Below are 22,879 nucleotides of genomic sequence, written 5' to 3'. Positions count from 1 at the left end.
TGCTCGGCACGCGGCGCGGCCACATCGGGAGGAGTACGTAGAAGCCTACGGATTCCGAATTGTTGCGTGTTCTTTCCTGCGGGCCCGCGGGGACCGCACTACCGTTCGTCGGTATGGGCACGGTCGTCCGGAGGAGAACGACAGGTCTACCTCTGGAGCTGAGCAGCTTCGTCGGGCGCAGGCGCGAGGTGGACGAGGTCAGAAGCCTGCTGCAGACGTCACGCTTGGTAACTCTGACAGGACCGGGCGGAGTCGGCAAGACCCGCCTCGCCCTGGAGGTGTGCCGGGCCGTGCGCAGGGCGTTCCCCGACGGGGTGGTGCTGGTCGAGCTCGACGAGCTACGCGACGCCGAGCTCGTGGCCAACGCGGTGGCGCTGGCCGTGGGCATGCGCGAGGCGGGCAGGACGTCGCTCGAGATGCTGGTCGACTACCTGGCGTCCCGTCGGCTGCTGCTGGTGCTCGACAACTCCGAGCACCTCGTCGACGCGGTCGCCGAGCTGTCCCAGACGCTGCTGCAGAGCTGCCACGAGCTGCGGATCCTGTCGACGAGCCGGGAGTGCCTGGGCATCGTGGGCGAGGCCGTCATGCCCGTGCCGCCGCTGACGCTGCCGGCCGAGGACGGGCCGCTCGCCGAACAGGAACTGAGCGGTTCCGAGGCGGTGACGCTGTTCGCGGAACGCGCGGCGTCCGTGCGGCTCGGGTTCACCGTGAACGCCGCCAACGGCAGCGTGGTGGCCGAGATCTGTCATCGCCTGGACGGCCTCCCGCTCGCGATCGAGCTGGCCGCGGCACGGGTGCGCGCGCTGTCGGAGAAGGACATCCTCGCCCGGCTGATGGACCAGCCCCAGCTGTTCACGGCGCCGCGCCCGCACGTCCCCACCCGGCAGCAGACGCTGCGGTCGTGCATCGAGTGGAGCCACGGCCTGTGCTCGGATCGGGAGAGGCTGCTGTGGGCGCGGCTGTCCGTGTTCGCGGGCGGGTTCGAGCTCGACGCCGTGGAGGACGTGTGCTCCGGCGGCGGGCTCGCTGCCGAGGACGTGCTGAGCACCCTGGCGTCGCTGCTGGACAAGTCGATCCTGGCCGCCGAACAGCACGCCGACGTGATGCGCTACCGGATGCTGGAGACCATCCGCGAGTTCGGCGTCGAGCGGCTCAAGGACACCGGCGAGTACGACGACCTCTTGCGCAGGCATCGCGACTTCCACCTCGGGCTGATCGAGCGGGCCAACGCCGACTGGGTGAGTTCCCGGCAGGTGGAGTGGTTCGCCCGGCTCGACCGCGAGCACGCCAACGTCCAGGCGGCCGTGGACTACTGCCTGAAACAGCCGGGGGAGCTGGACGGCGCGTTCCGGATGCTGTCCGGGCTGTTCCACTTCTACTGGTGGGGGCGCGGCTGGGCCAGGGAGGGTCGGCTGTGGTTGTCCCGTGCCCTCGACCGCCCGTGCCCGCCGTCCGCGTTGCGAGCCAGGGCCCTGCTCACCGACGGCAGCCTGGCGTCGGCGGACGGCCAGTTCGACGTGTGCCTGCAGCGGCTGGCCGACGCCAGGGTCATCGAGGAGGTCGTGGACGACCCGACCATCACGGCCTTCGCCTGCTGGGTGGAGGGCAGCGTCGACCTGTACAGCGGTGACCTCCCGGCCGCGATCGCCGTCTTCGAGCGCGGCATCGCCGTGTTGCCACCGGGGGTGGACGTCACGCGCCGCCTCGACCTGATGCTGAGCTACTCGAGCGCGGTCGGACTCGCTGGCGACGTCGCCCGTGCCACCGCCTGCCACAAGGAATGGCTGCGGATCACCGAGCCGGCGGGCGAGTGCTTCCACCGCTCGTACGCGCTGTGGAGCATGGGGATCTTCGCGATGGCGCAGGGCGACCACGACCGGGCAGCCGCGCTGTACCGCGAGAGCATCGGGCTGCGCCGCGACATCCGCGACCTCACCGGAATCGGCTGGTCGGTCGAGTCGCTGTCGTGGGTCGAGTCCGCGCTGGGTCACGCGGAGACCGCGGCGACGCTGCTGGGCGCCGCGGACCGCATCTGGGAGATCATGGGCCGACCGCTGCGGACCTACCAGCACCTCTACCCCTACCACGAGGAAACCGAACGCGTCGCGCGGGAACGACTGGGCGCCAAGGGGTTCGACGAGGCGTTCGGGCGCGGGCGGGCGATGGACGTGGACGAGACCGTCGCGTTCTCGCTGCACGAGGAGCCGCCGGCCGCCGAGCCGGAGGCGCCGCCCGCCGTGCTGACCCGGCGAGAGCGGGAGATCGCCGAGCTCATCGCGGAAGGGCTGACCAGCCGGGAGATCGCGGACCGGTTGGTGATCTCGGTGCGGACCGCGGAGACCCACACCGAGCACATCCTCGTCAAGCTCGGGTTCAGGTCGAGGGTGCAGGTCGCGACCTGGGTGTCGCAGCAGAGGTGAGCGAGCCTCATGTGAGCGCTAACAGAAGCCGTACCGGCTGAGACGCCAATACGCGTTACCGGCGAGTTCTGTTGGTTCACATCAGGAATCCCGGCGGTCGGTGAGCCCGTCTCAAGTGGCGAGGCGTATTGACGTGACTCCTTCGCGTTATCCAGTGTTAGCGCTAACGCAACATGGACTGCGACAGGGAGAACATGATGCAGGCAGGACTACGGCGGCTCATCGTCTGCGCCGCCGCTTTGCTCACCGCCGCGCTGCTGCCAGCCACGCCGGCGGTCGCGGAGTCCAACGGCGGAACACGGGTGATGCCGCTCGGCGACTCGATCACCGAGGGCACGCAGGTGCCCGGCGGCTACCGCATCGGGCTGTGGCAGCGCCTCGGTGCGGCGAACTACCGCGTCGACTTCGTCGGCTCGCAGTTCAACGGCCCTGGCTCGCTCGGTGACCACGACCACGAGGGCCATCCGGGCTGGCGCATCGACCAGATCGACGCGAACATCGTCAGCTGGCTCCGCAACACCGACCCGCGCACGGTGCTGCTGCACATCGGCACCAACGACGTGCTGCAGAACTTCGACGTGGCCAACGCGCCCGCACGCCTGTCGGCTTTGGTCGACCGCATCACCGCGACCTCGCCCAACGCCGACGTGTTCGTCGCGACGATCATCCCGATGAGCAACGCGGGGCAGGAGCAGGCCGGGCAGGCGTACAACGCGACGATCCCGGGAATGGTGCAGAGCAAGAGGAACGCGGGCAAGCGCGTGCACCTGGTCGACATGCACTCGGCCATCACCACCGCCGACCTGATCGACGGCGTCCACCCGACCGCCACCGGCTACGACAAGATGGCCGCGACCTGGTACGCCGCGCTGCGGGGCGTGCCGGGCAGCATCGGCGACAGCACGGGCAGGCAGATCGTCGGCGTGCAGTCGGGCCGCTGTGCCGACGTCGCGGGCGGGAGCTCGGCCAACGGCACCCAGGTCCAGCTGTGGGACTGCCACGGCGGATCCAACCAGAACTGGGTCCAGACGTCGTCGAAGCAGCTGGTGGTCTACGGCTCGAAGTGCCTGGACGCCTACGGCTGGGGCACCACCAACGGCACCAAGGCGGTGATCTGGGACTGCACCGGCGGTGCGAACCAGCAGTGGAACGTGAACGCCAACGGCACGATCACCAGCGCGCTGTCCGGCTTGTGTCTCGACGCAAACGGCGCCGGTACCGCCAACGGCACGCAGCTGGTGCTGTGGTCGTGCTCGGGCCAGGCCAACCAGCAGTGGAGGCCATGACCCGGCCAAGGGCGATGAAGGGGACCTGATCCACCTCAGGGTTTGCCTCATTCGGTGCCCCACCGTCATCTGCCGTTCGTGACTCTGACGCCCTCCTGCCCAGGTAGGAGGGCGTCAAAGGGTGGACAGGGGCTCACTGGTAGCGTGTCGCAGCTATTTCTTGCGATGTGGCCGGCGGCAGCCGCGCTTCGATCATGAAGGTCGCGCTCTCATGGCTGCCAACTGCACGGTTGGCAGCAGTTGGGGTGATCAGCGAACGTTTGCGTCGGCATTTCTCTACCGCCATCTCGGCAGCGGACGTGCATGAGAGCGCGGCCATCCGGGCTTTCGGAGACGAGCACCAGATCGCCCAGCCCCCTGCCCGACTCAACGGAGCACAACTGAGCCGCGACGCTCCACTGGCCTGATGACCTGGCACTTTCGAGGTGGAGGAATCCATGCCGGGGAGCGGCCAGGAAGGACCTGCCAGGCATGTGGGCCGCACGTGGTGTAGCTCGCCCTGCTGCGACTACCTAGGCGTGCAGGTCGCTCGCACCTACCGCAGGGGGCGCGATGCTCATGCGGCAGGCCATAGGTTGCTCGCCGCCTCTGCGATCAACTCCAAAGAGTTGGCCGGACTCAGTGCCATCTGTTGCAGGGCTGCGAAGCGCTGAACGCAACGTTCGCGGTTGTGCTGATCTTCGATGTATCCGCTTGTGAGGAATGTGCCCACGTACGCGACGTCATCGTGCTGCCGATGCGGGAACGACAACCCCGCGAACGGAAACCCCACGACGGGGCAGGAAGCCACGTCGTGTGCGACAGAGCAACTGCGCGGTCAACGTCCGTGGACCGCCGACAACTTGCCTGATGGCGGACTCAGGAATAAATAGCCTGCATGCCCGCCTGCTTCATATGCCCGCCCTGTTCGATGACGCCGTCATGCGCCGCGACACATCCATGCAGGTTCCGTCATGGTCAAGCATGTGAGCAGCGTCGAGCTGACGAGCCCGCCGATGACCACGATCGCCGGCGGCCGTGAGATGAACTCGCCGGGGCCACAGCTCGACAATGGCCGATCCTGTGCGGTTACAGCATCAGTCGGGTGCGGGAAGGCGTGCGGGGGTGGTGCTGCTCACCTGCTGAAAAATGACCGAGGTGCGGAAGCCGGTGACTTCACCGCGCTTGCTGAGCCGGTCGGTCAGGAAGGCGTGCAGGTGGTCGAGATCCTGCACCGCGACGTGAAGGAGGAAGTCGTCGCCTCCGGAGAGCACGAACACGTGGAGGACTTCCGGCAGGCCGCTGGCGAAGCCCTTGAAGGCGTCGATGACGGCGCGACTGAGGGGTCGTACCTGTACTGACACGAGCGCCTGAACGCCGCGATTGAGGGCCACAGGGTCGATGTCGGCGTGGTAGCCACGGATGACGCCCCGGCGGTGGAGCGCCCGAACCCGCTCCAGGCAGGTCGAGGGGGCGATGCCGAGCTGGCGGGCGAGTTCGCGGTTGGACTGCCGAGCATCTGTCTGGAGAAGCCGGACAATCTCCGAATCAAGTTCGTCCATGGTCGACAACTGTACCGAATTTTCACTCAATCGTTCGGCCATGGCCGCATTCAGTGATTTGTTCGTGCAGCATGCACCTGTCGAAGCCGAACATATGAAGGGACGGCGGGTACATGCTCGATCATGAGCAGGTCGCGATCCACACCGGCCGGCGCTCGCGGCTTGCGGTGATCGTGGCTGTTCACTCCACGGCACTCGGTCCGGCAGCCGGCGGCCTCCGGCTCTGGCACTACCCCGACTGGCGGGACGGCCTCACCGACGCCCTTCGCCTGTCGGCCGCGATGACCTCCAAATTCGCCGTGGCCGGGCTGCCCAGCGGGGGCGGGAAGACCGTCGTGGTCCTGCCGGAGGGGATCAAACTCGATGCCGGCCGACGTCGCGACGTGCTGCGTGACGTGGCAGATGTCATCGACTCGCTTGGCGGGGCGTACGCCACCGGACCGGATGTCGGGACCGGCCCTGACGACATGGCACTGATCGGGGAAACCACTCCCCATGTGTTCTGTCGGCCGGCGCGTCTGGGCGGCAGCGGCGACTCCTCGCCGCACACCGCGCAGGGGACGCTCGCCGCGCTGCGGGCCGTCAGCCGACGGCTGTACGGCACCGCGAGTCTGGCCGACCGCAGTCTCGCCGTGGTCGGTCTGGGTCGCGTCGGCGCTCACCTCGCCCGCCTCCTCGCCGCAGAGGGCGCCGCCCTGACGGTCACCGACATCGATCCGGACAAACGCAGCACCGCCGACGAGCTCAACGCTGTCTGGCGGTCGCCCGACGAGATCCTCGCCGCGAACGTTGACATCCTGGTCCCCGCGGCCCTTGGCTCCGTCCTGACCAGGCAGACAGTGGCGGAGCTGCGCTGCCGCACCGTGGTCGGACCGGCGAACAACCAGCTCGCCACTCCCGATGTCGCAGACCTGCTGCACCACCGCGGCATCATCTGGGTGCCCGACTACGTCGCGAGCGCAGGAGGAGTCATCAACGCCATCAGCACCGAGCTCCACCACGTCAGTGCCGACGAAGCCCACGCACGGGTCCGCGCCATCGAGGACACTGTCGACGACCTGCTGGACACCGCGCAACGGTGCGGCCAGACCCCGGCGCAGGCGGCCGGCGAGCTGGCGATGCGCCGCCTGCGTGCCGCCTCGGACGGGGCGAACTCACCCACACCACCGCTGCGGGCGGCTGTGCCCGGCGACGGCGAGAACATGGCGCTGCTGGACGCCGACCGCTGAACACCAGGTGCCCCAGGCGCCGACCGGACGTGATGGCGACGGCTCCAAGATGCGGTGCGGTCATCGCGACGATCACACCGGCGAGACCTGAAGGGTGGACATGACCGATCCCACCAGAAGAGGCGAACTGTTCGGCGGCGCGGACGGTGTTCGCCGGTTCACCGGACCGACGACCGGCGACGAACGGCGCATGCTCGTCGACGTCCTGTGCGCCCAACGTGCCACGCTGCGGCTGAAGTGCGCCGGCCTGGGCCCGGAGCTGTCCCTGCGATCCGTGAAGCCGTCCACGCTCTCGCTGCTCGGCCTGGTCCGACACCTCGCCGATGTGGAACGCCGCTGGTTCCGGCGGGTCCTGGCCGGGCAGGACCTTCCAGCCCTCTTCTCCTCGACGGCCGATCCCGACGGGGACTTCGACGGTGCCACAGACGATCCCAGCGCCATCGCGGCGGCGTGGGAGGCTTGGCGGACCGAGGTGGCCTTCGCCGAACAGTTCGTCTCCGAGGCCCCCGACCTCGACGTCGAGGGTGACGACTCCTGGCGTGGGACAGTGTCGCTGCGCTGGGTCCTCATCCACATGATCGAGGAATACGCCCGCCACAACGGCCACGCAGACCTGCTCCGCGAGCGCATCGACGGAGCAATCGGCATGTGAAGCGAAGACAGCATTGCCGCCGCACGATGTTGTGGCCCACCGCATCGCGTCGTGAAGGGGGCAGGCCACCGGCACGTCGGCGCGAGGGATCCTGCCACGGCATCCTCGGCATCTCGTGCCCGCGAGACCGGCCGGTTCGACGCACCGCAGCTCGTCGTCGACAACTTCCGTATGACGCTGGTGGTTGGCGGGTGGAGAAGCATCCGCGGTTCCTGTCCGACACCACGGGCGACGGCAGGGCCGACATCATCGGCTTCGGCTTCGCCGGGGTCTGGTCCTACCGCTCCCGACCGGCACGGATCCTCTGGCCCGCGCGGCCAGAGGATCCGTTCGCGATGATCACGCCGCCTGAGTCGCCAGCGCGGGCTTCGGCTGCGCGACGAGCAGGCCGAGTGCTCCCAGCGCCACCAGCGCGGCGATCGGGGGCAGTGCGAGCAGCCCGACGTTGCTCACCACCAGGCCGCCGAACACGCCAGACAGGCCCACGCCGAGGTAGATCGCGGATGCGTTGACGGACAACAGAAGTCCGCTCGACTCGCCGGGTGCGAGCTCGATCAGCCAGTTCTGGATCGGCGGGTTCACCGACCACGTGAACAGGCCCCACACGAACAGCACCACGCCCGCGGTCGCCGCCGTCGTCGCGGTGAGCGGCAACGTCGCCAGGACGGCCACGAAGACCGTGAAGATCACGAGCAACGGGACGCGGCTGCCCCAGCGGTCGGTGACCCGGCCGCCGACCGAGTTGCCGATCGCGCCGCCCACGCCGTAGACGAGCAGCAACACGCTGATCGTCCAGCCGTGCACGTTCGCGAGCGACGTCAGGATCGGCGCGATGTAGGTGAACACACTGAACGCCGAGAGACAGCCCAGCACGGTCATGCCGAGCACCAGCAGCACACGGCGGTCACGCGCGGCGGCGAACCGTTCGCGCAGGCCGGCGAACGGAGGCGCGGCGACTCGCGGGACGCCGAGCTGGATCGCCAGAGCGCCGAGCAGTGAGACGACCGCGACCGAGGCGAACACGCCCTGGTAGCCGAGCTGCTCGCCGACGACGTTGCCCAGCGGCACGCCGAGGATCAGGGCGAAGGTGAGGCCGCCGAACACCGTCGCGACGGCACGGCCGCGGTGGTCCGGCGGGGCGAGGACGGTCGCGACCGCGGTGGCGACCGGGGTGAACGCGGCGGCGCCGAGCGCGCTGATCACGCGGGCGCCGAGCAGCAGCTCGAACGTCGGCGCGACAGCGGCCAGCGCGTTGCCGACCGCACTCGTTATCAGTGCTGTGATCAGGAGTTTCCGGCGTTCCCACCGTCCGGTGAGCACCGCGAGCACGGGCGAGGTGATCGCGTAGGCGATGGCGAACGCGGTGACGAGCTGGCCCGCGGCGGCGGGGGAGACGTGCAGCTCGCGGCTCACGGCCGGAAGGACTCCGGTGACGATGTAGCCGCTCGTGCCGACCGCGAACGCTCCGGCGGCGAGCAGGTGGATGCGAGACAAGGTGACCCCTTCGACGGCTAGTACGACGCACACCGTACTACGAAACTCGTCGAACTACGATGGTTATCGTACTATTGCCGTCATGAGCGAGGACCTGCCGCACCCCGACCGCGCCGAGATCCGGATCGAGGCCGTGCTGCACGCCCTCGCCGACCCGGTGCGACTGCACTACGTCCGGGAGATGGACCGGATCGGCACCGGGGTGGCCTGCGGCGCGATCGAGCTGCCGGTGACCAAGTCCACCCGCACCCACCACCTGCGGACGCTCCGGGAGGCCGGGGTGATCCGGCTGCGCAAGGAGGGCACGGCCCGCATCGCGACGATCCGGCGGGACGACCTGGACGCGCGCTATCCGGGGCTGCTGAACGCGATCTTGTCCGCCGAGAGTTAAGGGTCACCCCGAGTTCGTCCGGCAGTGAACTAGGAGACTGACGATTAACCGCCTTGACTGGGCCGTGCTACCTCCGGCACTCGTGAACGCAGTTGAGAAGGAAGTAGGTCGCGTGATCAGTACGGAGGAGGCTCCGGCTGGCCGTAACTCCGAGATCGCCGTTTCGCTCGTGGCTGCGGATGGCCGGTTCTTCTGCAAGGGGGTCAAGGCGGACGATCCTCAGTCATTTATGCACCGCAACGAAGCGGCCGTGAACCCCTTCCTGCCCGAAGGCATGGCGCCGCGGTTGCTCTGGCAGATCGAAGAGGAGGGTTGGCTGCTGCTCGGGTTCGAGCACGTGTCTGGGCAGCATGCCAATTTCTCTCCCGACTCTCCTCATCTGCCGATGGTCGCTGACGCTGTACGAGTGATCAGTACAACGGATGCGCCGCCTACGTCCTCAGCCAAGCGTGAGATGGCGAAGCAATGGGCGACCGCTCTCGACCGCGAGTTGAGCATGGAACTTCCCGTGGCCGCACATGCGTGGTCCCGCGAGAACGCGGCAACGATCGCGGAGTGGGCGCGTCGGGCTCCGGCCTATATGGACGGTGCGACCCTGATCCACTCCGACCTGAACCCATTCAACTTCCTCATCTCGGACACCGCACGCGTCGTGGATTGGGCGTGGTGGCGGTCCGGCGCTCCGTGGATTGACGCAGCGCAGGTCGCGGTTCGGCTCATCGCTGCGGGACATCGACCGCTGGAAGCTGAGGCATGGGCCACGCAACTCGACGGATTCCGCACAGCGGACCCAGACGGGATCACGGCGTACACCGCGTCGCTCGTGCGACTTTGGGAACGGAAGTTCGCCGCGACCGACGCCACGGAAGGGGCGCGTCGCTGGTTCGAGTACAGGGTCAGCAACCGCTGAAACCTGACGCGCACGAGAGCCCTGGTCAAGCAACGGAGGGTTATAGCGATCCCCGCAACACCCTGGATTTCAGGGAGTTGCTGGGATCGTGGTTTCTGGATAGGGCGAGGTTGCTCGAGGCTCTGGACCGGGAGAACGGCAGCATCTCGGGTGCTGCACGAGCGGTCGGAGTGAACCGTGCGACGGCGGCCGGGTGGGCGCGCAAGGCCGGTATCCGTGGTCGTGGGAAGACCAGGACGGCTGGGCATCCTGGTCGGGCGGAGTACGACAGGCTTCGTGCGGCCGGGGTGTGTCGGCGGGATGCCGCGGCGCAGGCCGGGGTTCATGAACGCACTGCCAGGGACCGGGACCACGGCATCCGCAAGATCGGTAACGCGCGGCTGCACGACGATGGGCGCTTGATCGACTACAACACGGGTGTGACCACCATCGTCAGTGGTACGACGTGTCGGTCGTGTCCACTGAGGACAGTGGCTACCCGCGGCGGTTCGCCGGTCACGTCGAGACCGGCGCTCCCGGCGTCAGCGACCCGGCGATCGGGACGGCGTGACAGCGGCCCGGCTGCGGGAGAACCGCAGCTCGTCGTCCTCGACGGGCAGGCGGCGCAACAGCTTCACGTCGCTGGTGTAGCTCATCGACGTGAGCCACGGCGCCCGTTCGCCCTGCCGTGGCAGCTGGTCCACGACGCGCTTGATGTAGCCCGCGCCGAAGTCGATGAACGGGCGCGTCGGCGCGCCGGGATCGGTGATCACGGGCCGGGCGGTGTCGTAGCCGTGCGCGTCCATGTGTGCGAGCAGCCGGCAGAAGTGCTCGCACAGCAGGCCGATCTTGAGCGTCCACGACGAGTTCGTGTACCCGATGGCGTAGGCGAAGTTCGGCACGCCGGACAGCATCATCCCCTTGTACGCCAACGTGTCCGGGAGGTTCACCGGCTCGCCGTCGACGGTGAGCGCCATGCCGCCGAACGCCTGGACGTTGAGTCCAGTCGCGGTGATGATGATGTCCGCTTCCAGGGTGCGGCCGGATTCCAGCCGCACGCCGGTCTCGGTGAAGGTCGTGATCCGGTCCGTCACGACGGAGGCTTTGCCGCTGCGGATCGCCGTGAACAGGTCGCCGTCCGGGACGATGCAGAGTCGTTGGTCCCAGGGGTTGTACGGCGGGTTGAAGTGTTCGTCGACCGGATAGCCCTCCGGCAGCAGCTTGGCGTTGAACCGCCGGATCAGCCGTCGTGCCGCCTTCGGGAACCGCTGGGCGAACCGCCAGGTCAGTTGCTGCTGCAGGATGTTCTTGCGCCGGGTCAGCGCGAACGCGCGGTCCTCGCTCAGCACCTTGCGCAGCAGGTTGCCGATCGGATCCTGGGCGGGCACGGGCAGGATGTACGACGGGGTGCGCTGCAGCATCGTCACATGGCTCGCGGTGGGAGCCATGGCGGGCACGATCGTCACCGCCGTCGCGCCGCTGCCGATCACGAGGACCCGCTTGCCCGCGTAGTCGAGGTCCTCCGGCCAGTGCTGCGGGTGGACGATCTGACCGCGGAAGCGTTCCCTGCCTTCGAAGTGCGGCGTGAACCCCTCGTCGTAGCGGTAGTAGCCACCGGCGCAGAACAGCCACGAGCACGTCAGCGTCTCGCGTTCGCCGTTCCTCTCGACCTCGACCGTCCAGTGCGCGTCCGCCGACGACCACTCGGCGGCGATCACCTTCGTGTGGAACCGGACAGCCTGGTCGATGCCGTGCTCGGACGCCGTCTCGCGCAGGTAGGCGAGGATCTTGTCCGCCCCGGCGATCGAGTCCTCGTCGCGCCACGGCTTGAACTCGTAGCCGAACGTGTGGAGGTCGGAGTCGGACCGGATGCCGGGGTAGCGGAACAGGTCCCAGGTGCCGCCGATCGCCCCGCGCGCCTCGAGGATCGCGTACTTCTTCCGCGGGTGCTCGCGCTGCAGGTAGTACGCGGCGCCGAGGCCGGAGATCCCGGCTCCGACGATGACAACGTCGAGGTCAGCCATGCCTTCATGGTGGCCGGGGTGACGCCGGTCACGAAAGCACGAAGTGCAACTGTTCACCCCTCTTGTGGTGCAATGTGCACCATGTCGTGGGAGCGACCGTCACCCCGCGTGCGCGAGCTCATCCGGCGCGGTGCGGAGATCGCGCTCGACCCGCCGGCCGAGTGGCTGGCCGAGCTGGACACGGCGACCTTGTCGGGCGCCAACCGCAGGCAGGTCGCCGAGGATCCCGTGCTCACCGCGGCCTTGAAGCGCACGAACCGGTCGAACCTGCTGGGCTGGGCGTCGGCCAACATCCGGGCGCCGGGGGAGCGCGTGCCCGCCGACCTGGGCGAGGCACCGCTGGCGTTCGCGCGTGACCTGATCCGCCGCGGTCTCGACGAGTCGGCGCTCGACGCCTACCGCTCAGGGCAGGGCGTCGCGGTGCGGCTGTGGCTGCGGATCGCGTTCTCGCTGACCTCCGACCCCGAGGAGCTGCGCGAGCTGGTCGAGGTGTCGTGCCGGTCGATCGAGGCGTTCGTCGACGACACGGTGGCCGCGATCTCGGTGCAGATGACCCGCGAGCGCGAACAGCTCACGCGCGGCACGCACGCCGAACGCCTGGAAACGGTGACGCTGCTGCTCGACGGCGCACCGATCACCGTCTCCCGCGCGGAACAACGCCTCGGCTACCGGCTCTCGGGCGAGCACACGGCGGCCATCGTGTGGAGCGACGACGCCCTGGGCGACCTCGACCGCGTGGCGGACCTGCTCGCCGCGGCCGCCGGGGAGCCGCGTCCGCTGACCGTGCTAGCCAGCGCCGCCACCCGATGGGTGTGGGTGCACGGCGCACCGGACGACGCCGTGCTGCGCGGGGGCGTCGCGCGGTTCCCGGCCGTGCACGTGGCGCTGGGATCGAGCGGGCTCGGCGCGGACGGGTTCCGGCGCAGCCACCTCGACGCGCTCACGGTCCAGCGCATGCTCGCCAGCCTCGCCTCACCGCAACAGCTCGCGACCCACGAGGAGGTCGAGCTGGTCGCGCTGCTCACCACGGACGCCGAGCGGGCCGATCGGTTCGTGCGACGCACCCTCGGCTCCCTCGCCACCGCCGACCCGGAGGTCATCGAAGCCGTGCGGGCGTTCATCGCCGCGAACTGCAACGCGACGACGGCGGCGGCACGGCTCTATACGCATCGCAACACGCTGCTGCGGCGGTTGGCCCGCGCGTCGACGCTGCTGCCGCGGCCGTTGGAGCACAACTTGGTGCACGTCGGGGTGGCGTTGGAGGTGCACCGGTGGCGCGCGCAGTGATTCCGTTCAGGTAAGGTTGACAGGTCAACTAAGCGACGGAAGTGGGCGCGCGATATGAAGAAGATCGGGTTCCTGTCGTTCGGCCACTGGTCGGACAGCCCGCACTCGCAGACGAGGTCCGCGTCGGACACGTTGCTGCAGTCGATCGACCTCGCGGTGGCCGTGGAGGAGCTGGGCGCCGACGGCGCCTACTTCCGGGTGCACCACTTCGCGCGGCAGCTCGGGTCGCCGTTCCCGTTGCTCGCGGCGATCGGCGCCAAGACCGAGCGCATCGAGATCGGCACCGGCGTGATCGACATGCGGTACGAGAACCCGCTGTACATGGCGGAGGACGCCGGTGCCGCCGACCTCATCGCAGGCGGCAGGCTGCAGCTCGGCATCTCCCGGGGATCACCCGAGCAGGTCGTCGACGGGTGGCGGCACTTCGGCTACCAGCCCGCCGAGGGCGAGACCGAGGCCGACATGGCCCGCCGGCACGCCGAGGTGTTCCTGAAGGTGCTGGAGGGCGAGGGTTTCGCGCAGCCCAACCCGCGGCCGATGTTCCCGAACCCGCCCGGCCTGCTGCGGCTCGAACCGCACTCGCCAGGCCTGCGCGAGCGGATCTGGTGGGGCGCCGGGTCCAACGGCACCGCCGTGTGGGCGGCCGAGCAGGGCATGAACCTGATGAGCTCGACCCTGAAGTTCGACGAGGGCGGCGCGCCGTTCCACGTGCAGCAGGCCGACCAGATCCGGGCGTTCCGCAAGGCCTGGACCGAGGCCGGCCGGCAGCAGGAGCCGCGCGTCTCGGTGTCGCGCAGCATCTTCGCGCTCACCACCGACCTCGACCACGCGTACTTCGGCGACGACGGCGAGAGCCGCGACCAGATCGGCTACATCGACGGGCCGAACAGGGCGATCTTCGGACGTTCCTACGCCGCCGAGCCCGACGTGCTGATCGAGCAGCTCGCCGGGGACGAGGCGATCGCCGAGGCCGACACGCTGCTGCTCACCGTGCCGAACCAGCTCGGCGTCGAGTACTGCGCACACGTCGTCGAGAACATCCTCGTGCACGTGGCGCCGGCTCTCGGCTGGCGCTGAGCTGCGCTAACGTCGAGCGATGGCCTCACTGCGGGACCTGCCCGACCGCCTCAACGAGCTGGACGACGACTCGACCATCTACGCCGCGCCGCCGTGGACCAGTGCGTCCGCGGCGGTCGCGGTCGTGGAGGACAGCCCCGAGATGCACGCGGCGCTGGCAGCCGGGATGACCTACCTCCTGGAGGTCGACCTGGTCTACGACGTGCTCGAGGCGTGGCACGAATGGCGGCCGGGGCGGACGGCGACCTCCGACGACAAGTGCGCCGCCGTCATCCACTACGCGGAGCACGACGCGTATCTGGAAGGGTGATGTCCCCCGAGCGAGCTACACCGAGATGTCCACTGCGCGGTGACGATTCCGCACGGCCGAATCCCTAGCGTTCGCGGTACCGGCGGCGCGATGGCCGCGGACGTCTCACGAAGGAATTGGTCATGCGACTGTTGGTGCAGCTCGTAGCGGTCGGGCTGGTCGCGTTCGGCGGCAGTGCACTCGTCGGCGCGGTGCGGTGGAACGTGCCCCTCACCCTGGTGTTCGGTCTGGCGACCGCGGCGCTTTCGCTGTTCGTGTACGCGCGGGTGGTGCGGCGGACCGAACGCCGGGCGCCGATCGAGGTGGCCACCAAGGGAGCGGGCCCCGCGTTCGGACGAGGACTGCTCATCGGGTTCGGCATGTTCGGCGCGGTCATCCTGAACATCGCTCTGCTGGGCGGTTACGAGGTGCGCGGCCTGGGTTCGGTGGCGGGTCCGGTCGCGATGATCGGCTTCACGGCCGCGGCCGTCGTGGTGGAGGAGCTGATCTTCCGCGGCATCCTGTTCCGCATCGTCGAGCAACGCTTCGGCACCTGGACTTCCCTTGTGCTCAGCGGGGTGCTGTTCGGTGCGGCACACCTGTTCAACCCGCACGCCACGTTGTGGACGGCGACCGCGATCGCCATCGCGGGTGGTTTCATGCTGGCCGCCGCCTACGCCGCCACGCGCACTCTGTGGGTGCCCATCGGCGTGCACTTCGGCTGGAACTTCGCCCAGGGCGCCATCTTCGGCACGAGCGTGTCGGGAACGGAAGCACCGCAGGGCCTGCTGGACGGCGTGACGTCCGGCCCGTTGCTGCTCAGCGGTGGGGAGTTCGGCCCGGAGGCGAGCGCCTACTCGGTGCTGGGAGGAGTGGTGGTGACGGCGGTGTTCCTGCGGCTGGCGTGGAAGCGGGGCAACATCGTGCGCCGGGTTCCCGCGGCTACGCTCGCCGGGTGATCAGGCAACTGTGGCGCCGCTCGGACGTCACGGTCCGGGACGCTCCGATCGCGGTGGCACTCGCGCTGGCCTCGCTGATACCGGCGCTGCACAACCGGGGAACGCAGCTGGGCGACCTGCCGAGCCGGCCGCTGGACGCGCTCGCCGCCGCCGTCATCGCGCTGGAATGCCTGCCGCTGATCGTGCGGAGGCGGTGGCCGATCGTCTGTCTCGCGCTGGTGTCCGCCGGGTTCGCGGCCGATCAGCTCCTCGGTTACCACGCTGTCGCGGGTACCGCGCTGCCCATCGCGTTGCTCAGCACGGGACTGCATCTGGACCACTACCGGCGCACCACCGCCGTGCTGGGGTCCGCGGCGTACGTGCCGCTGGCCATTGGGCTCGACCGGCAGGGCTCGGGCGAGGGCGTGGCGGGGTTCGTGACGTTCTACCTGGCGCTGGCCGCCGCGTGGGCGATCGGGGCGTGGCTGCGGGTGTCCAGGGTCGCGGAGGAGGAGCGGCGTCGCCACGTGGCCGAGGCGACCCGTCTGGCCGAACGCACGCGCATCGCCCGTGAACTGCATGATGTCGTGACCCACCACGTGACGGCGATGGTCGTGCAGGCCGAGGCGGCGCGGTACCTGACCGCCGCTCCCGAGCGGCTCGACCAGGCGTTGACCGCGATCACCGACACCGGCCGCAGGTCCATCGCCGACCTGCGGCACCTCCTGGACCTGCTGAACCCTGACCACGACGGCGATCCGCACACGCAGTCCGTCGGTGAGCTCGTCGAGCAGACCAGGCGGGCCGGGCAGCCGGTGGAGTTCACGCAGGAGGGCGCGCCTACGGCGGGCAGCGCGAAGGTGGTGGCGTACCGGGTGGTGCAGGAGGCGTTGACGAACGCCCTCAAACACGCGCACGGCAGTCGCACCAGGGTGCACGTGCGCTACGGCGGAAGCGAGATCGTGGTGGAAGTCGGAACCGACGGCGCGGCTTCGTCCAGCGCGTCACCTGGCGGCGGCGGACGGGGTCTCGCCGGTCTGCGCGACCGGGTCGGGGCGCTCGGCGGCGAGTTCAGCGCGCGCAGGCTCGACGACGGCTTCGTCGTGCGCGCCCGCATTCCGGTGGAGGCTCGCTCATGATCCGGGTGCTGGTCTGCGACGACCAGGCGTTGATCCGCACCGGCTTCGCGACGATCATCGACGCCCAGCCAGACCTCGAGGTGGTCGGCGAGTGCGCTGACGGGCGGGCCGCGGTCGATCTCGCCGGGCAGCTGAGCCCGGACGTGGTGGTGATGGACGTCCGCATGCCGGTGCTCGACGGCATCGAGGCGACCCGCCTGCTCGCGGGAACCGGTGTCGCGCATCCCGCGAAGGTGCTCGTCGTGACGACGTTCAACCTCGACGAGTACGTGTACGAGGCGTTGCGCGCGGGAGCCAGCGGGTTCCTGCTCAAGGACGCCCCGCCCGCCCAGCTGTTGCACGGGATCCGCACGGTCGCCTCGGGCGCGGCATTGCTCGCGCCGGAGGTGACCAGGCAGCTCGTAGGCAGGTACGCCGAGCGGATCAGGCCCGCCGGAGGTGCACCGGACGACGTTCCGCTGACCGCGCGGGAACTCGAGGTGCTGCGTCTCATCGCGGAAGGCCTGTCGAACGGCGAGATCGCCGCGGCACTGGTGATCAGCCACGAGACCGTCAAGACGTACGTCTCGCGCATTCTGACCAAGCTCGACCTGCGTGACCGCGTGCAGGCCGTCGTCTACGCCTTCCGGCACGGCCTGGTGGCCTGAGCCGTCAGTGCTGTACCAGGCCGGGGATCGGCGCTGGTTCCACCTTCGGCCGCTCGGCGCGCACCGAGGCGATGCCGCCGAGGATCAGCAGTCCGCCGGCCAGCTGCGGCGCGGAGAGCTCCTCACCCAGCAGGAGCCAGGCGAACAGAGACGCGGAGACGACCTCCAGCAGGGCGATGAAGGACGCGAGCCGCGACCCGAGGATTCCGGAGGCCGTGATGCCGGACGCGTAGGCGAGCGCCGTGCCGACGACCGCGACGACGAGCAGCGGCACCCACCAGGCCGTGGTGGTGCCCAGCAGCGGCACGTCGCCGAACGTCGCGGTGAACGGCAGCAACCCGGTCGCCCCGATGAGCGCGAGAACGGGTGCGGCGAGCAGCAGTCCCGTCCCGGCGAGCGCGACGGGCGGCAACCCCTCGTTGGGCCGCGCCGCGATCACGAAGTAGCCGGCGCACCCGAGGGCGGCACCGAACGCCGCCGCCAAGCCGATCGGGTCCACGGCGTGGATCGCGCCGGGGCCGATCACGAGCACCAGACCACCGACCGCGAGCACGGAGCCGAGCAGGACGACGGGCGCGGGCGTGCGCCTGCTGACCGCCCAGGTGAACCCGACCAGGATGATCGGCGCCAGGAACTCGATGAGCAGCGCGGTCGCCACCGGGATGCGCTGGATGGCGGCGAAGTAGAGGACCTGGGTGACCGCCACGCCGACCAGCCCCATGCCGAGCACGGGCCATCTGGCTCTCAGCAGCAGGTCCCACCGGCCGCGCAGCGAGGCCACGACGAACGGCAGGAGCACGAGCCCGGCCGTGAGCGCGCGGGCCGTCACGGCGGCGGTCGGCGACCAGCCCGCCTCCAGGAGCGGTTTGACGAACGCCCCGGACGTGCCGAACGAGATGAACGAGACCGCTGCCGCGATCAGGCCCGTGGACTTCGACGGAATCCCCATGTCCTGCCTCCCCGTCCGGCCCTCTGTCATGGTCTAACCTGGGTTACGCCCCTGACGCTAGGCCGGTGTCGGTAAGGAGTCAATTTGCGTTTTGCCCCTGACACGGAGGATGCACTCGTCTTCGTCGTCGTCCTGTGCAACACCGACCCGTCCGCGTCCCGCAGCGGCACGGACGAACTGGCCACGATCGACCAGCTCGCGGCCCTGCTGGACCGGTATCCGTTCTCGGGCCGCATCGACCACGACGAGGCGGAACTGCGCGATGTCCAACGCACGCGCGCGCTGCTCCGGCACGTGTGGACCCTCGACCGTGACGACGCCGCGGAAGCCGTCAACAAGATGCTGCGCGACGCCAAAGCGCTCCCGTACCTCGTGCGGCACGACTCGCTCGACTGGCACATGCACGCCACCGAGCCCAGCTCGCCGCTCGCCGAGCGACTGCGGGTCGAGGCGGCGCTCGCGCTCATCGACGTGATCAGGATGAACGAGATGGACCGCCTGCGGGTCTGCGAGGCCGACGACTGCGCCGGCCTCCTCCTCGACCTGTCCCGCAACGGGCTCAAGCGGTTCTGCAGCGTGCGGTGCGGCAACCGGATGAACATGATCGCGTTCCGGGAGCGCCGCCGGTGAACCATCTGGCACCAGCTCGGTTGCTCGTGCCGCGGTGCGGCCGGCTTGACGCCGAACGCGGGGCGAAAGCCGGCCGCGGCACTAACGGAGAGCGGCCTCGATGGCGTCGGTGATCGCCGAGTCCTCCGGCTCGGTGCGCGGGCGGAACCGGTGCAGCACCTGCCCGTCCCGCGACACCAGGAACTTCTCGAAGTTCCACTGCACGTCACCGGCGACGCCGTCCGCGTCGGGCTGCTTCACCAGCTCCTCGTAGACGGCGTGCCGTCCGGAGCCGTTGACCTCGACCTTCTCGTACAGGGGGAACGACACCCCGTACGTCGTCGAGCAGAACGTGGCGATCTCCTCCGAGGTCCCCGGTTCCTGCCCGGCGAACTGGTTGCACGGGAAGCCGATCACCGAGAATCCGTCCTCGCCGTACTTCTCCTGCAGTCGCTCCAGGCCCGCGTACTGCGGGGTGAGGCCGCAGCGCGAAGCGACGTTGACGACGAGCAGTACCTTGCCCCGCAACGCGCCCAGGTCGCCCGGTTCGCCCGCGAGAGTGTTGACCGGGATGTCGAAGATCTCCATGACCCCAACGTAGTTCATCGCGGCGGGTCGACGAGCTGCAGCAGCCACGCGCTCCACGCGGTGTCCACCCGACGTTCCGGCAGTTCGAGCGCGCCGGTGACGGTCTGGATCAGGCCGGTGGCGAAGAACGTGCGCACCTGCAACGGATCCGCGCCGGTCAACCGGGCGATCGACTTCATCAGGTCCAGGTGCCGTCGCCGCACGGCCTGTCGGACGTCGTCGTCGCCTGCTGCCGCATAACCCTGCAACACCACCATTCCGACGGTGCTCTCCCGTCGCAGCAGTCGCACGTAGGCATCGCCCAGCGCGGTCAACGTCGGTTCCGCGCGCTCGAACGCCGTCTCGATCTTGCCGTAGGCGATGTCGACGACCTCGAGGAACAACTTCTTCTTGGAGCCGAACATCTGGACGACGCGCGGGTGCGAGATCCCGGCGCGCTCGGCGATGGCGTCCAGCCTCCCGCCCGCCAGGCCGTGCCGGGCGAACTCGAGCTCGGCGGCGTCGAGGATCCCGGCACGGCGGGCGGCGGCGGGCAGGCGGACGGGTGCGTCCTCGGTCACCGCCCGGCAGTCCCGCGGACCTGGCGCTCCACGAACTTGTTGTCGTACAGGCAGCGGTAGGCGTGGACCAGGCCGTCCTCGCCCAGCTCCAGGCGGTCGTCGCCGTGGAACTCGACGCGCCGGTCGGTGCCGGCGACCGTGCCGGAGAACTGCCACGCCACGACCACCGCACGACGTGTCGTCTCGGCGTAGACGCCCACCGGCGAGAACGAGAAGTCCGGGAAGTTGCGCGCCATCTCGGCCACGAACTCGCGGATGGCTTCCCGGCCGTGCGCGGTGCCGCGCAGCGCCGGTTCGTCGTAGACCAGGTCGTCCGCGCACAGTGCCGCCACGGCGTCGGCATCGCGCGCGTTCCAGGCCTTCTCCCACTTGCCGCAGAACTCCTCGACCGCGCCGATGTCGGTGGCGGCCACGTCAGCCAGGATCGTCATGGAGCTAACTTACAGGTTAGTAAGAAGTGTCGTCCAGCGTGCCGGGACCGAACACCTCGTACCTGATGTCGTCAGCGGACATCCCGCGGCGGAGCAGACCCGCGCGGACGTCGCGCATGAACGCGATCGGGCCGCACAGGTAGGCGATCGCGCCAGGAGGCAGTGGGATCGCGTCCACGTCGATGAGCCCGTCGCCGTTCTCGTACCAGGTCAGCTGCCGCGAACCGCCGAGCTGGTCGTACTCGGCGCGGTGTGCGTGCCGCTCCGGCGTGAGCTCGGCGTGCGCGGCGACGACCGTGCGCGTGGGCTGCGTGGCGGCGATGTGGTGCAGCATCGACAACATCGGCGTGATGCCGATGCCCGCGCTGATCAGCAACACCGGCCGTCCGGTGTGGTCGAGGGTCACCTCGCCGGCGGGCGGACCGACCAGCACGACGTCGTCGGTGTGCACGTTGTCGTGCAGGAAGTTCGACACCGCGCCGTCGGCGACGCGCCGCACGGTGATGCGCAGCTCACCGCCGCCGGGAGCCTGCGACAGCGAGTACTGGCGCGGCTGCCGGTGCCCGTCGGGCAGGTCGACGGCGACGGACACGTACTGGCCGGGCTCGAACGCCGGCACCGGGCCGCCGTCGTCCGGCACCAGCGTGAAGGACGCCGTGTCTACGGCCTCCTCGTCGCGCTTGGCCACGCGCCACGGGCGCCAGAGCGTGTCGGGGGAGACGCCGGCGTTCTGGTACAGCCGCGCCTCCGCGGCCACCAGCAGGACGGCGAAGAGCCAGTAGACCTCCTCCCACGCCGCCGCGACCTCGGGCGTGACGGCGTCACCGAGCACGGTGGCCACGGCGCCGATCAGGTGCCTGCCGACGATCGGGTACTGGTCGGGGCGAACGCCGAGCGAGACGTGCTTGTGGGCGATGCGGTCGGCGATCGGGCCGAACGGCACCCCGTCGAGCAGGTGCTCGGCGAACGCGACGACCGCGGCGGCCAGCGCGATCCGCTGCCGTCCGCTGGCCTGGTTGCCCTGGTTGAACAGGTTCAGCAGCTCGGGATGCGCGGCGAACATCGACGGGTAGAACTCGGCGGTGATCTCGGCGGCGTGCGCGCGGACGACGGGAAGGGTCGCGCGCACCACGGCGGCTGAAGCAGCGGACAGCACAGAAGTCTCCTCGGCCGAATGGGAACGGATGCCTTGAGCTTGCGTGATCAGAGGCGTCCGCCCGCAGTTCGGAACGTCGTGTGCGGGGCGGGACCAACGTCCCGGCAATCACGACCGGAAGGCTCCAGCGATCAGCAGACTGCCTCTTCCTCGGCGCCCACCAGCAGTTCCGCGACGGAGCGACGCGGCGAGGCCGGAACCTGGGTGCTGTAGCCGACCCGCAGCACGGTCTGCGGCACGAGCACGCCACCCAGTGCGCGGCGCAGGTCCTCCCTGACCGGCCGCACCTCGATCGGCTGGGAGAGGAACGACGCGGACAGCCCGCGCACGGTGGCGGTGAGCAGGACCCGTTGCATCGCCTGTCCCGCCTGGAGATCGCCGAGCGGGCTGTCGTAGTGGGAGCAGAGGACCGCGACGAGCGGATCGGACTCGTAGTCCTTGCCGGGGCCGCGTTCCTGGCCACGGAAGTCGCGGAAGGCCCACTCGTCCTGCATCGCCGGGCGCAGGCCTGCCGAGGCCGGTGGCACGCCGTCGGTGGCGCCGGGACGGTGGCCTGTGTACGCGATGAGCTCCGCCTGCACGGCCCGATCGGCCAGCTGGATCTCGTGCGCCCTGCGGACGAACCGCTTGAGCTCGGCGCGCCCCTGCGGCGTGGTGACGACGTGCAGCCACGAGCGTTCCAGCTCGGCGGCGCGGACCAGCGCGTGCCGCTGGCGGGGGTCGACGGGAGCCTCGAGGAACGGCCTGCGGTTCGTGCGACGGCGTGGCACGGCGTCGAGCAGCGCGCGGCTCTCGTCGTCGATCTTGATCGTGCCGCCGCGCCGCACGACCGCGAGGGCACCGGGCGCGTCCCTGCCCGGCTGCATCGTCACCAGCGGGCGCACGCCCATGCCCTGCAACGCCAGCCGGAGGTTGTAGAGCGCCGCACCGCAGGACAGCCGCAGCTCGCGGTCCTCGGGATCGGTCGCGGACAGCACGCGGGACGTGTCGGTGTGCAGCTCGATCCGGTCGGGCCGGACCTTGAACCGCCAGGGCTGGATGTTGTGCACGGAGGGGGCGAGCGTCGCGGTGACGAGTGCGCGCTCGACCTGCTCCGCGGTCAGGCCGAGCGCCGCCGTGACAATCCGTGGTGAAGCCGTCATCCCTCCACTGTCGGTGCGGCTGCCGGGCGCTCACACCATCGAAGGTCCCTACCTGACCGGGACTCGGCCCCGCCATTCTTCACGATTACTTCAGTGTTGACCGAAATAAATCACCTCCGTCGAACGGCTTCGAACAGGGTT

23 protein-coding genes and 1 pseudogene are annotated in these 22,879 nt (G+C 69.5%); 14 read left to right on the top strand and 10 right to left on the bottom strand.

The features are described 5' to 3' along the window. The first annotated feature begins 113 nt into the window (after nt 1-113). Nucleotides 114-2,420, top strand: a complete 2,307-nt coding sequence (locus tag JOD27_RS12495) for an ATP-binding protein (protein ID WP_204762345.1) — start codon at nt 114-116, stop codon at nt 2,418-2,420. A gap of 197 nt (nt 2,421-2,617) precedes the next feature. Then, nucleotides 2,618-3,706 carry an RICIN domain-containing protein gene (locus JOD27_RS12490; protein ID WP_204762344.1) on the top strand — a complete coding sequence of 363 codons (1,089 nt, stop codon included), beginning with the start codon at nt 2,618-2,620 and terminating at the stop codon, nt 3,704-3,706. A 556-nt stretch (nt 3,707-4,262) separates the two neighbouring features. Here JOD27_RS12490 and JOD27_RS47135 read toward each other — a convergent pair. Both JOD27_RS47135 and JOD27_RS12485 read right to left on the bottom strand, forming a co-directional pair. After that, complete coding sequence (locus tag JOD27_RS47135) at nt 4,263-4,478, bottom strand: Scr1 family TA system antitoxin-like transcriptional regulator (protein WP_504739937.1); 216 nt, start codon at nt 4,476-4,478, stop codon at nt 4,263-4,265. Nucleotides 4,479-4,782: 304 nt separating this feature from the next. Beyond that, nucleotides 4,783-5,247: an Lrp/AsnC family transcriptional regulator gene (locus tag JOD27_RS12485; protein WP_204762343.1), complete on the bottom strand. Its 465-nt coding sequence runs from the start codon at nt 5,245-5,247 to the stop codon at nt 4,783-4,785. Between the two features lie 113 nt (nt 5,248-5,360). Here JOD27_RS12485 and JOD27_RS12480 point away from each other — a divergent pair, with 113 nt between their 5' ends. Then, the gene (locus JOD27_RS12480) at nt 5,361-6,476 is read left to right on the top strand and encodes a Glu/Leu/Phe/Val family dehydrogenase (RefSeq protein ID WP_204762342.1); all 1,116 of its coding nucleotides are present in this window, start codon (nt 5,361-5,363) and stop codon (nt 6,474-6,476) included. A gap of 100 nt (nt 6,477-6,576) precedes the next feature. Continuing rightward, nucleotides 6,577-7,128, top strand: a complete 552-nt coding sequence (locus JOD27_RS12475; RefSeq protein ID WP_204762341.1) for a DinB family protein — start codon at nt 6,577-6,579, stop codon at nt 7,126-7,128. 339 nt (nt 7,129-7,467) lie between these two features. Here the strand turns inward: JOD27_RS12475 and JOD27_RS12470 are convergent, their stop codons facing one another. Then, nucleotides 7,468-8,622 carry an MFS transporter gene (locus JOD27_RS12470; protein WP_239566960.1) on the bottom strand — a complete coding sequence of 385 codons (1,155 nt, stop codon included), beginning with the start codon at nt 8,620-8,622 and terminating at the stop codon, nt 7,468-7,470. 82 nt (nt 8,623-8,704) lie between these two features. On the opposite strand from JOD27_RS12470, the gene JOD27_RS12465 reads away from it, so the two are divergent. The 3 genes and pseudogenes from JOD27_RS12465 to JOD27_RS47380 form a co-directional block, all read left to right on the top strand. Next, nucleotides 8,705-9,013 carry an ArsR/SmtB family transcription factor gene (locus JOD27_RS12465; RefSeq protein WP_204762340.1) on the top strand — a complete coding sequence of 103 codons (309 nt, stop codon included), beginning with the start codon at nt 8,705-8,707 and terminating at the stop codon, nt 9,011-9,013. A 112-nt stretch (nt 9,014-9,125) separates the two neighbouring features. Then, nucleotides 9,126-9,923 carry a phosphotransferase gene (locus JOD27_RS12460; RefSeq protein WP_204762339.1) on the top strand — a complete coding sequence of 266 codons (798 nt, stop codon included), beginning with the start codon at nt 9,126-9,128 and terminating at the stop codon, nt 9,921-9,923. 287 nt (nt 9,924-10,210) lie between these two features. Next, nucleotides 10,211-10,357 (top strand): annotated as a pseudogene (locus tag JOD27_RS47380) (IS30 family transposase); the annotation flags it as partial. 87 nt (nt 10,358-10,444) lie between these two features. Here JOD27_RS47380 and JOD27_RS12455 read toward each other — a convergent pair. Continuing rightward, nucleotides 10,445-11,926, bottom strand: coding sequence for a flavin-containing monooxygenase (locus tag JOD27_RS12455; protein ID WP_204762338.1), 1,482 nt, complete (start codon nt 11,924-11,926; stop codon nt 10,445-10,447). A 108-nt stretch (nt 11,927-12,034) separates the two neighbouring features. Here JOD27_RS12455 and JOD27_RS12450 point away from each other — a divergent pair, with 108 nt between their 5' ends. From JOD27_RS12450 to JOD27_RS12425, 6 genes are all read left to right on the top strand, one after another. Further along, complete coding sequence (locus JOD27_RS12450) at nt 12,035-13,213, top strand: helix-turn-helix domain-containing protein (RefSeq protein ID WP_307830128.1); 1,179 nt, start codon at nt 12,035-12,037, stop codon at nt 13,211-13,213. 54 nt (nt 13,214-13,267) lie between these two features. Further along, a complete protein-coding gene (locus JOD27_RS12445; protein WP_204762336.1) occupies nt 13,268-14,290 on the top strand; it encodes an LLM class flavin-dependent oxidoreductase in 1,023 nt (340 codons plus the stop codon). 19 nt (nt 14,291-14,309) lie between these two features. Next, a complete protein-coding gene (locus JOD27_RS12440) occupies nt 14,310-14,600 on the top strand; it encodes a hypothetical protein (protein ID WP_204762335.1) in 291 nt (96 codons plus the stop codon). Between the two features lie 122 nt (nt 14,601-14,722). Continuing rightward, nucleotides 14,723-15,538: a CPBP family intramembrane glutamic endopeptidase gene (locus tag JOD27_RS12435; RefSeq protein ID WP_204762334.1), complete on the top strand. Its 816-nt coding sequence runs from the start codon at nt 14,723-14,725 to the stop codon at nt 15,536-15,538. Further along, nucleotides 15,535-16,656, top strand: a complete 1,122-nt coding sequence (locus JOD27_RS12430; RefSeq protein ID WP_204762333.1) for a sensor histidine kinase — start codon at nt 15,535-15,537, stop codon at nt 16,654-16,656. Before JOD27_RS12435 ends, JOD27_RS12430 begins: the two co-directional genes overlap by 4 nt. Further along, nucleotides 16,653-17,303, top strand: coding sequence for a response regulator (locus tag JOD27_RS12425; protein ID WP_204762332.1), 651 nt, complete (start codon nt 16,653-16,655; stop codon nt 17,301-17,303). Before JOD27_RS12430 ends, JOD27_RS12425 begins: the two co-directional genes overlap by 4 nt. A gap of 4 nt (nt 17,304-17,307) precedes the next feature. Here the strand turns inward: JOD27_RS12425 and JOD27_RS12420 are convergent, their stop codons facing one another. Beyond that, nucleotides 17,308-18,252, bottom strand: coding sequence for an EamA family transporter (locus JOD27_RS12420; RefSeq protein ID WP_204762331.1), 945 nt, complete (start codon nt 18,250-18,252; stop codon nt 17,308-17,310). 84 nt (nt 18,253-18,336) lie between these two features. Here JOD27_RS12420 and JOD27_RS12415 point away from each other — a divergent pair, with 84 nt between their 5' ends. Next, entirely contained in the window at nt 18,337-18,882 is a 546-nt protein-coding gene (locus JOD27_RS12415) for a CGNR zinc finger domain-containing protein (protein ID WP_204762330.1), read from the top strand. 81 nt (nt 18,883-18,963) lie between these two features. Here the strand turns inward: JOD27_RS12415 and JOD27_RS12410 are convergent, their stop codons facing one another. The 5 genes from JOD27_RS12410 to JOD27_RS12390 all read right to left on the bottom strand — a co-directional run bounded on the left by JOD27_RS12410 (nt 18,964) and on the right by JOD27_RS12390 (nt 22,738). Then, on the bottom strand, nt 18,964-19,449 hold the full coding sequence (locus JOD27_RS12410) for a glutathione peroxidase (protein ID WP_204762329.1): 486 nt from the start codon (nt 19,447-19,449) through the stop codon (nt 18,964-18,966). A gap of 14 nt (nt 19,450-19,463) precedes the next feature. Continuing rightward, nucleotides 19,464-20,009, bottom strand: a complete 546-nt coding sequence (locus tag JOD27_RS12405; protein ID WP_204762328.1) for a TetR/AcrR family transcriptional regulator — start codon at nt 20,007-20,009, stop codon at nt 19,464-19,466. Next, nucleotides 20,006-20,440, bottom strand: coding sequence for a nuclear transport factor 2 family protein (locus tag JOD27_RS12400; protein WP_204762327.1), 435 nt, complete (start codon nt 20,438-20,440; stop codon nt 20,006-20,008). The genes JOD27_RS12405 and JOD27_RS12400 overlap by 4 nt, the downstream gene beginning before the upstream one ends. Before the next feature lie 16 nt (nt 20,441-20,456). Next, nucleotides 20,457-21,596 carry a globin domain-containing protein gene (locus JOD27_RS12395; protein WP_204762326.1) on the bottom strand — a complete coding sequence of 380 codons (1,140 nt, stop codon included), beginning with the start codon at nt 21,594-21,596 and terminating at the stop codon, nt 20,457-20,459. A 131-nt stretch (nt 21,597-21,727) separates the two neighbouring features. Beyond that, the gene (locus JOD27_RS12390) at nt 21,728-22,738 is read right to left on the bottom strand and encodes an Acg family FMN-binding oxidoreductase (RefSeq protein ID WP_204762325.1); all 1,011 of its coding nucleotides are present in this window, start codon (nt 22,736-22,738) and stop codon (nt 21,728-21,730) included. Nucleotides 22,739-22,879: the final 141 nt, after the last annotated feature.

Source organism: Lentzea nigeriaca (genome assembly GCF_016907955.1).
GTDB lineage: Bacteria > Actinomycetota > Actinomycetes > Mycobacteriales > Pseudonocardiaceae > Lentzea > Lentzea nigeriaca.
This window is presented reverse-complemented; position numbering and strand designations above follow the sequence as displayed.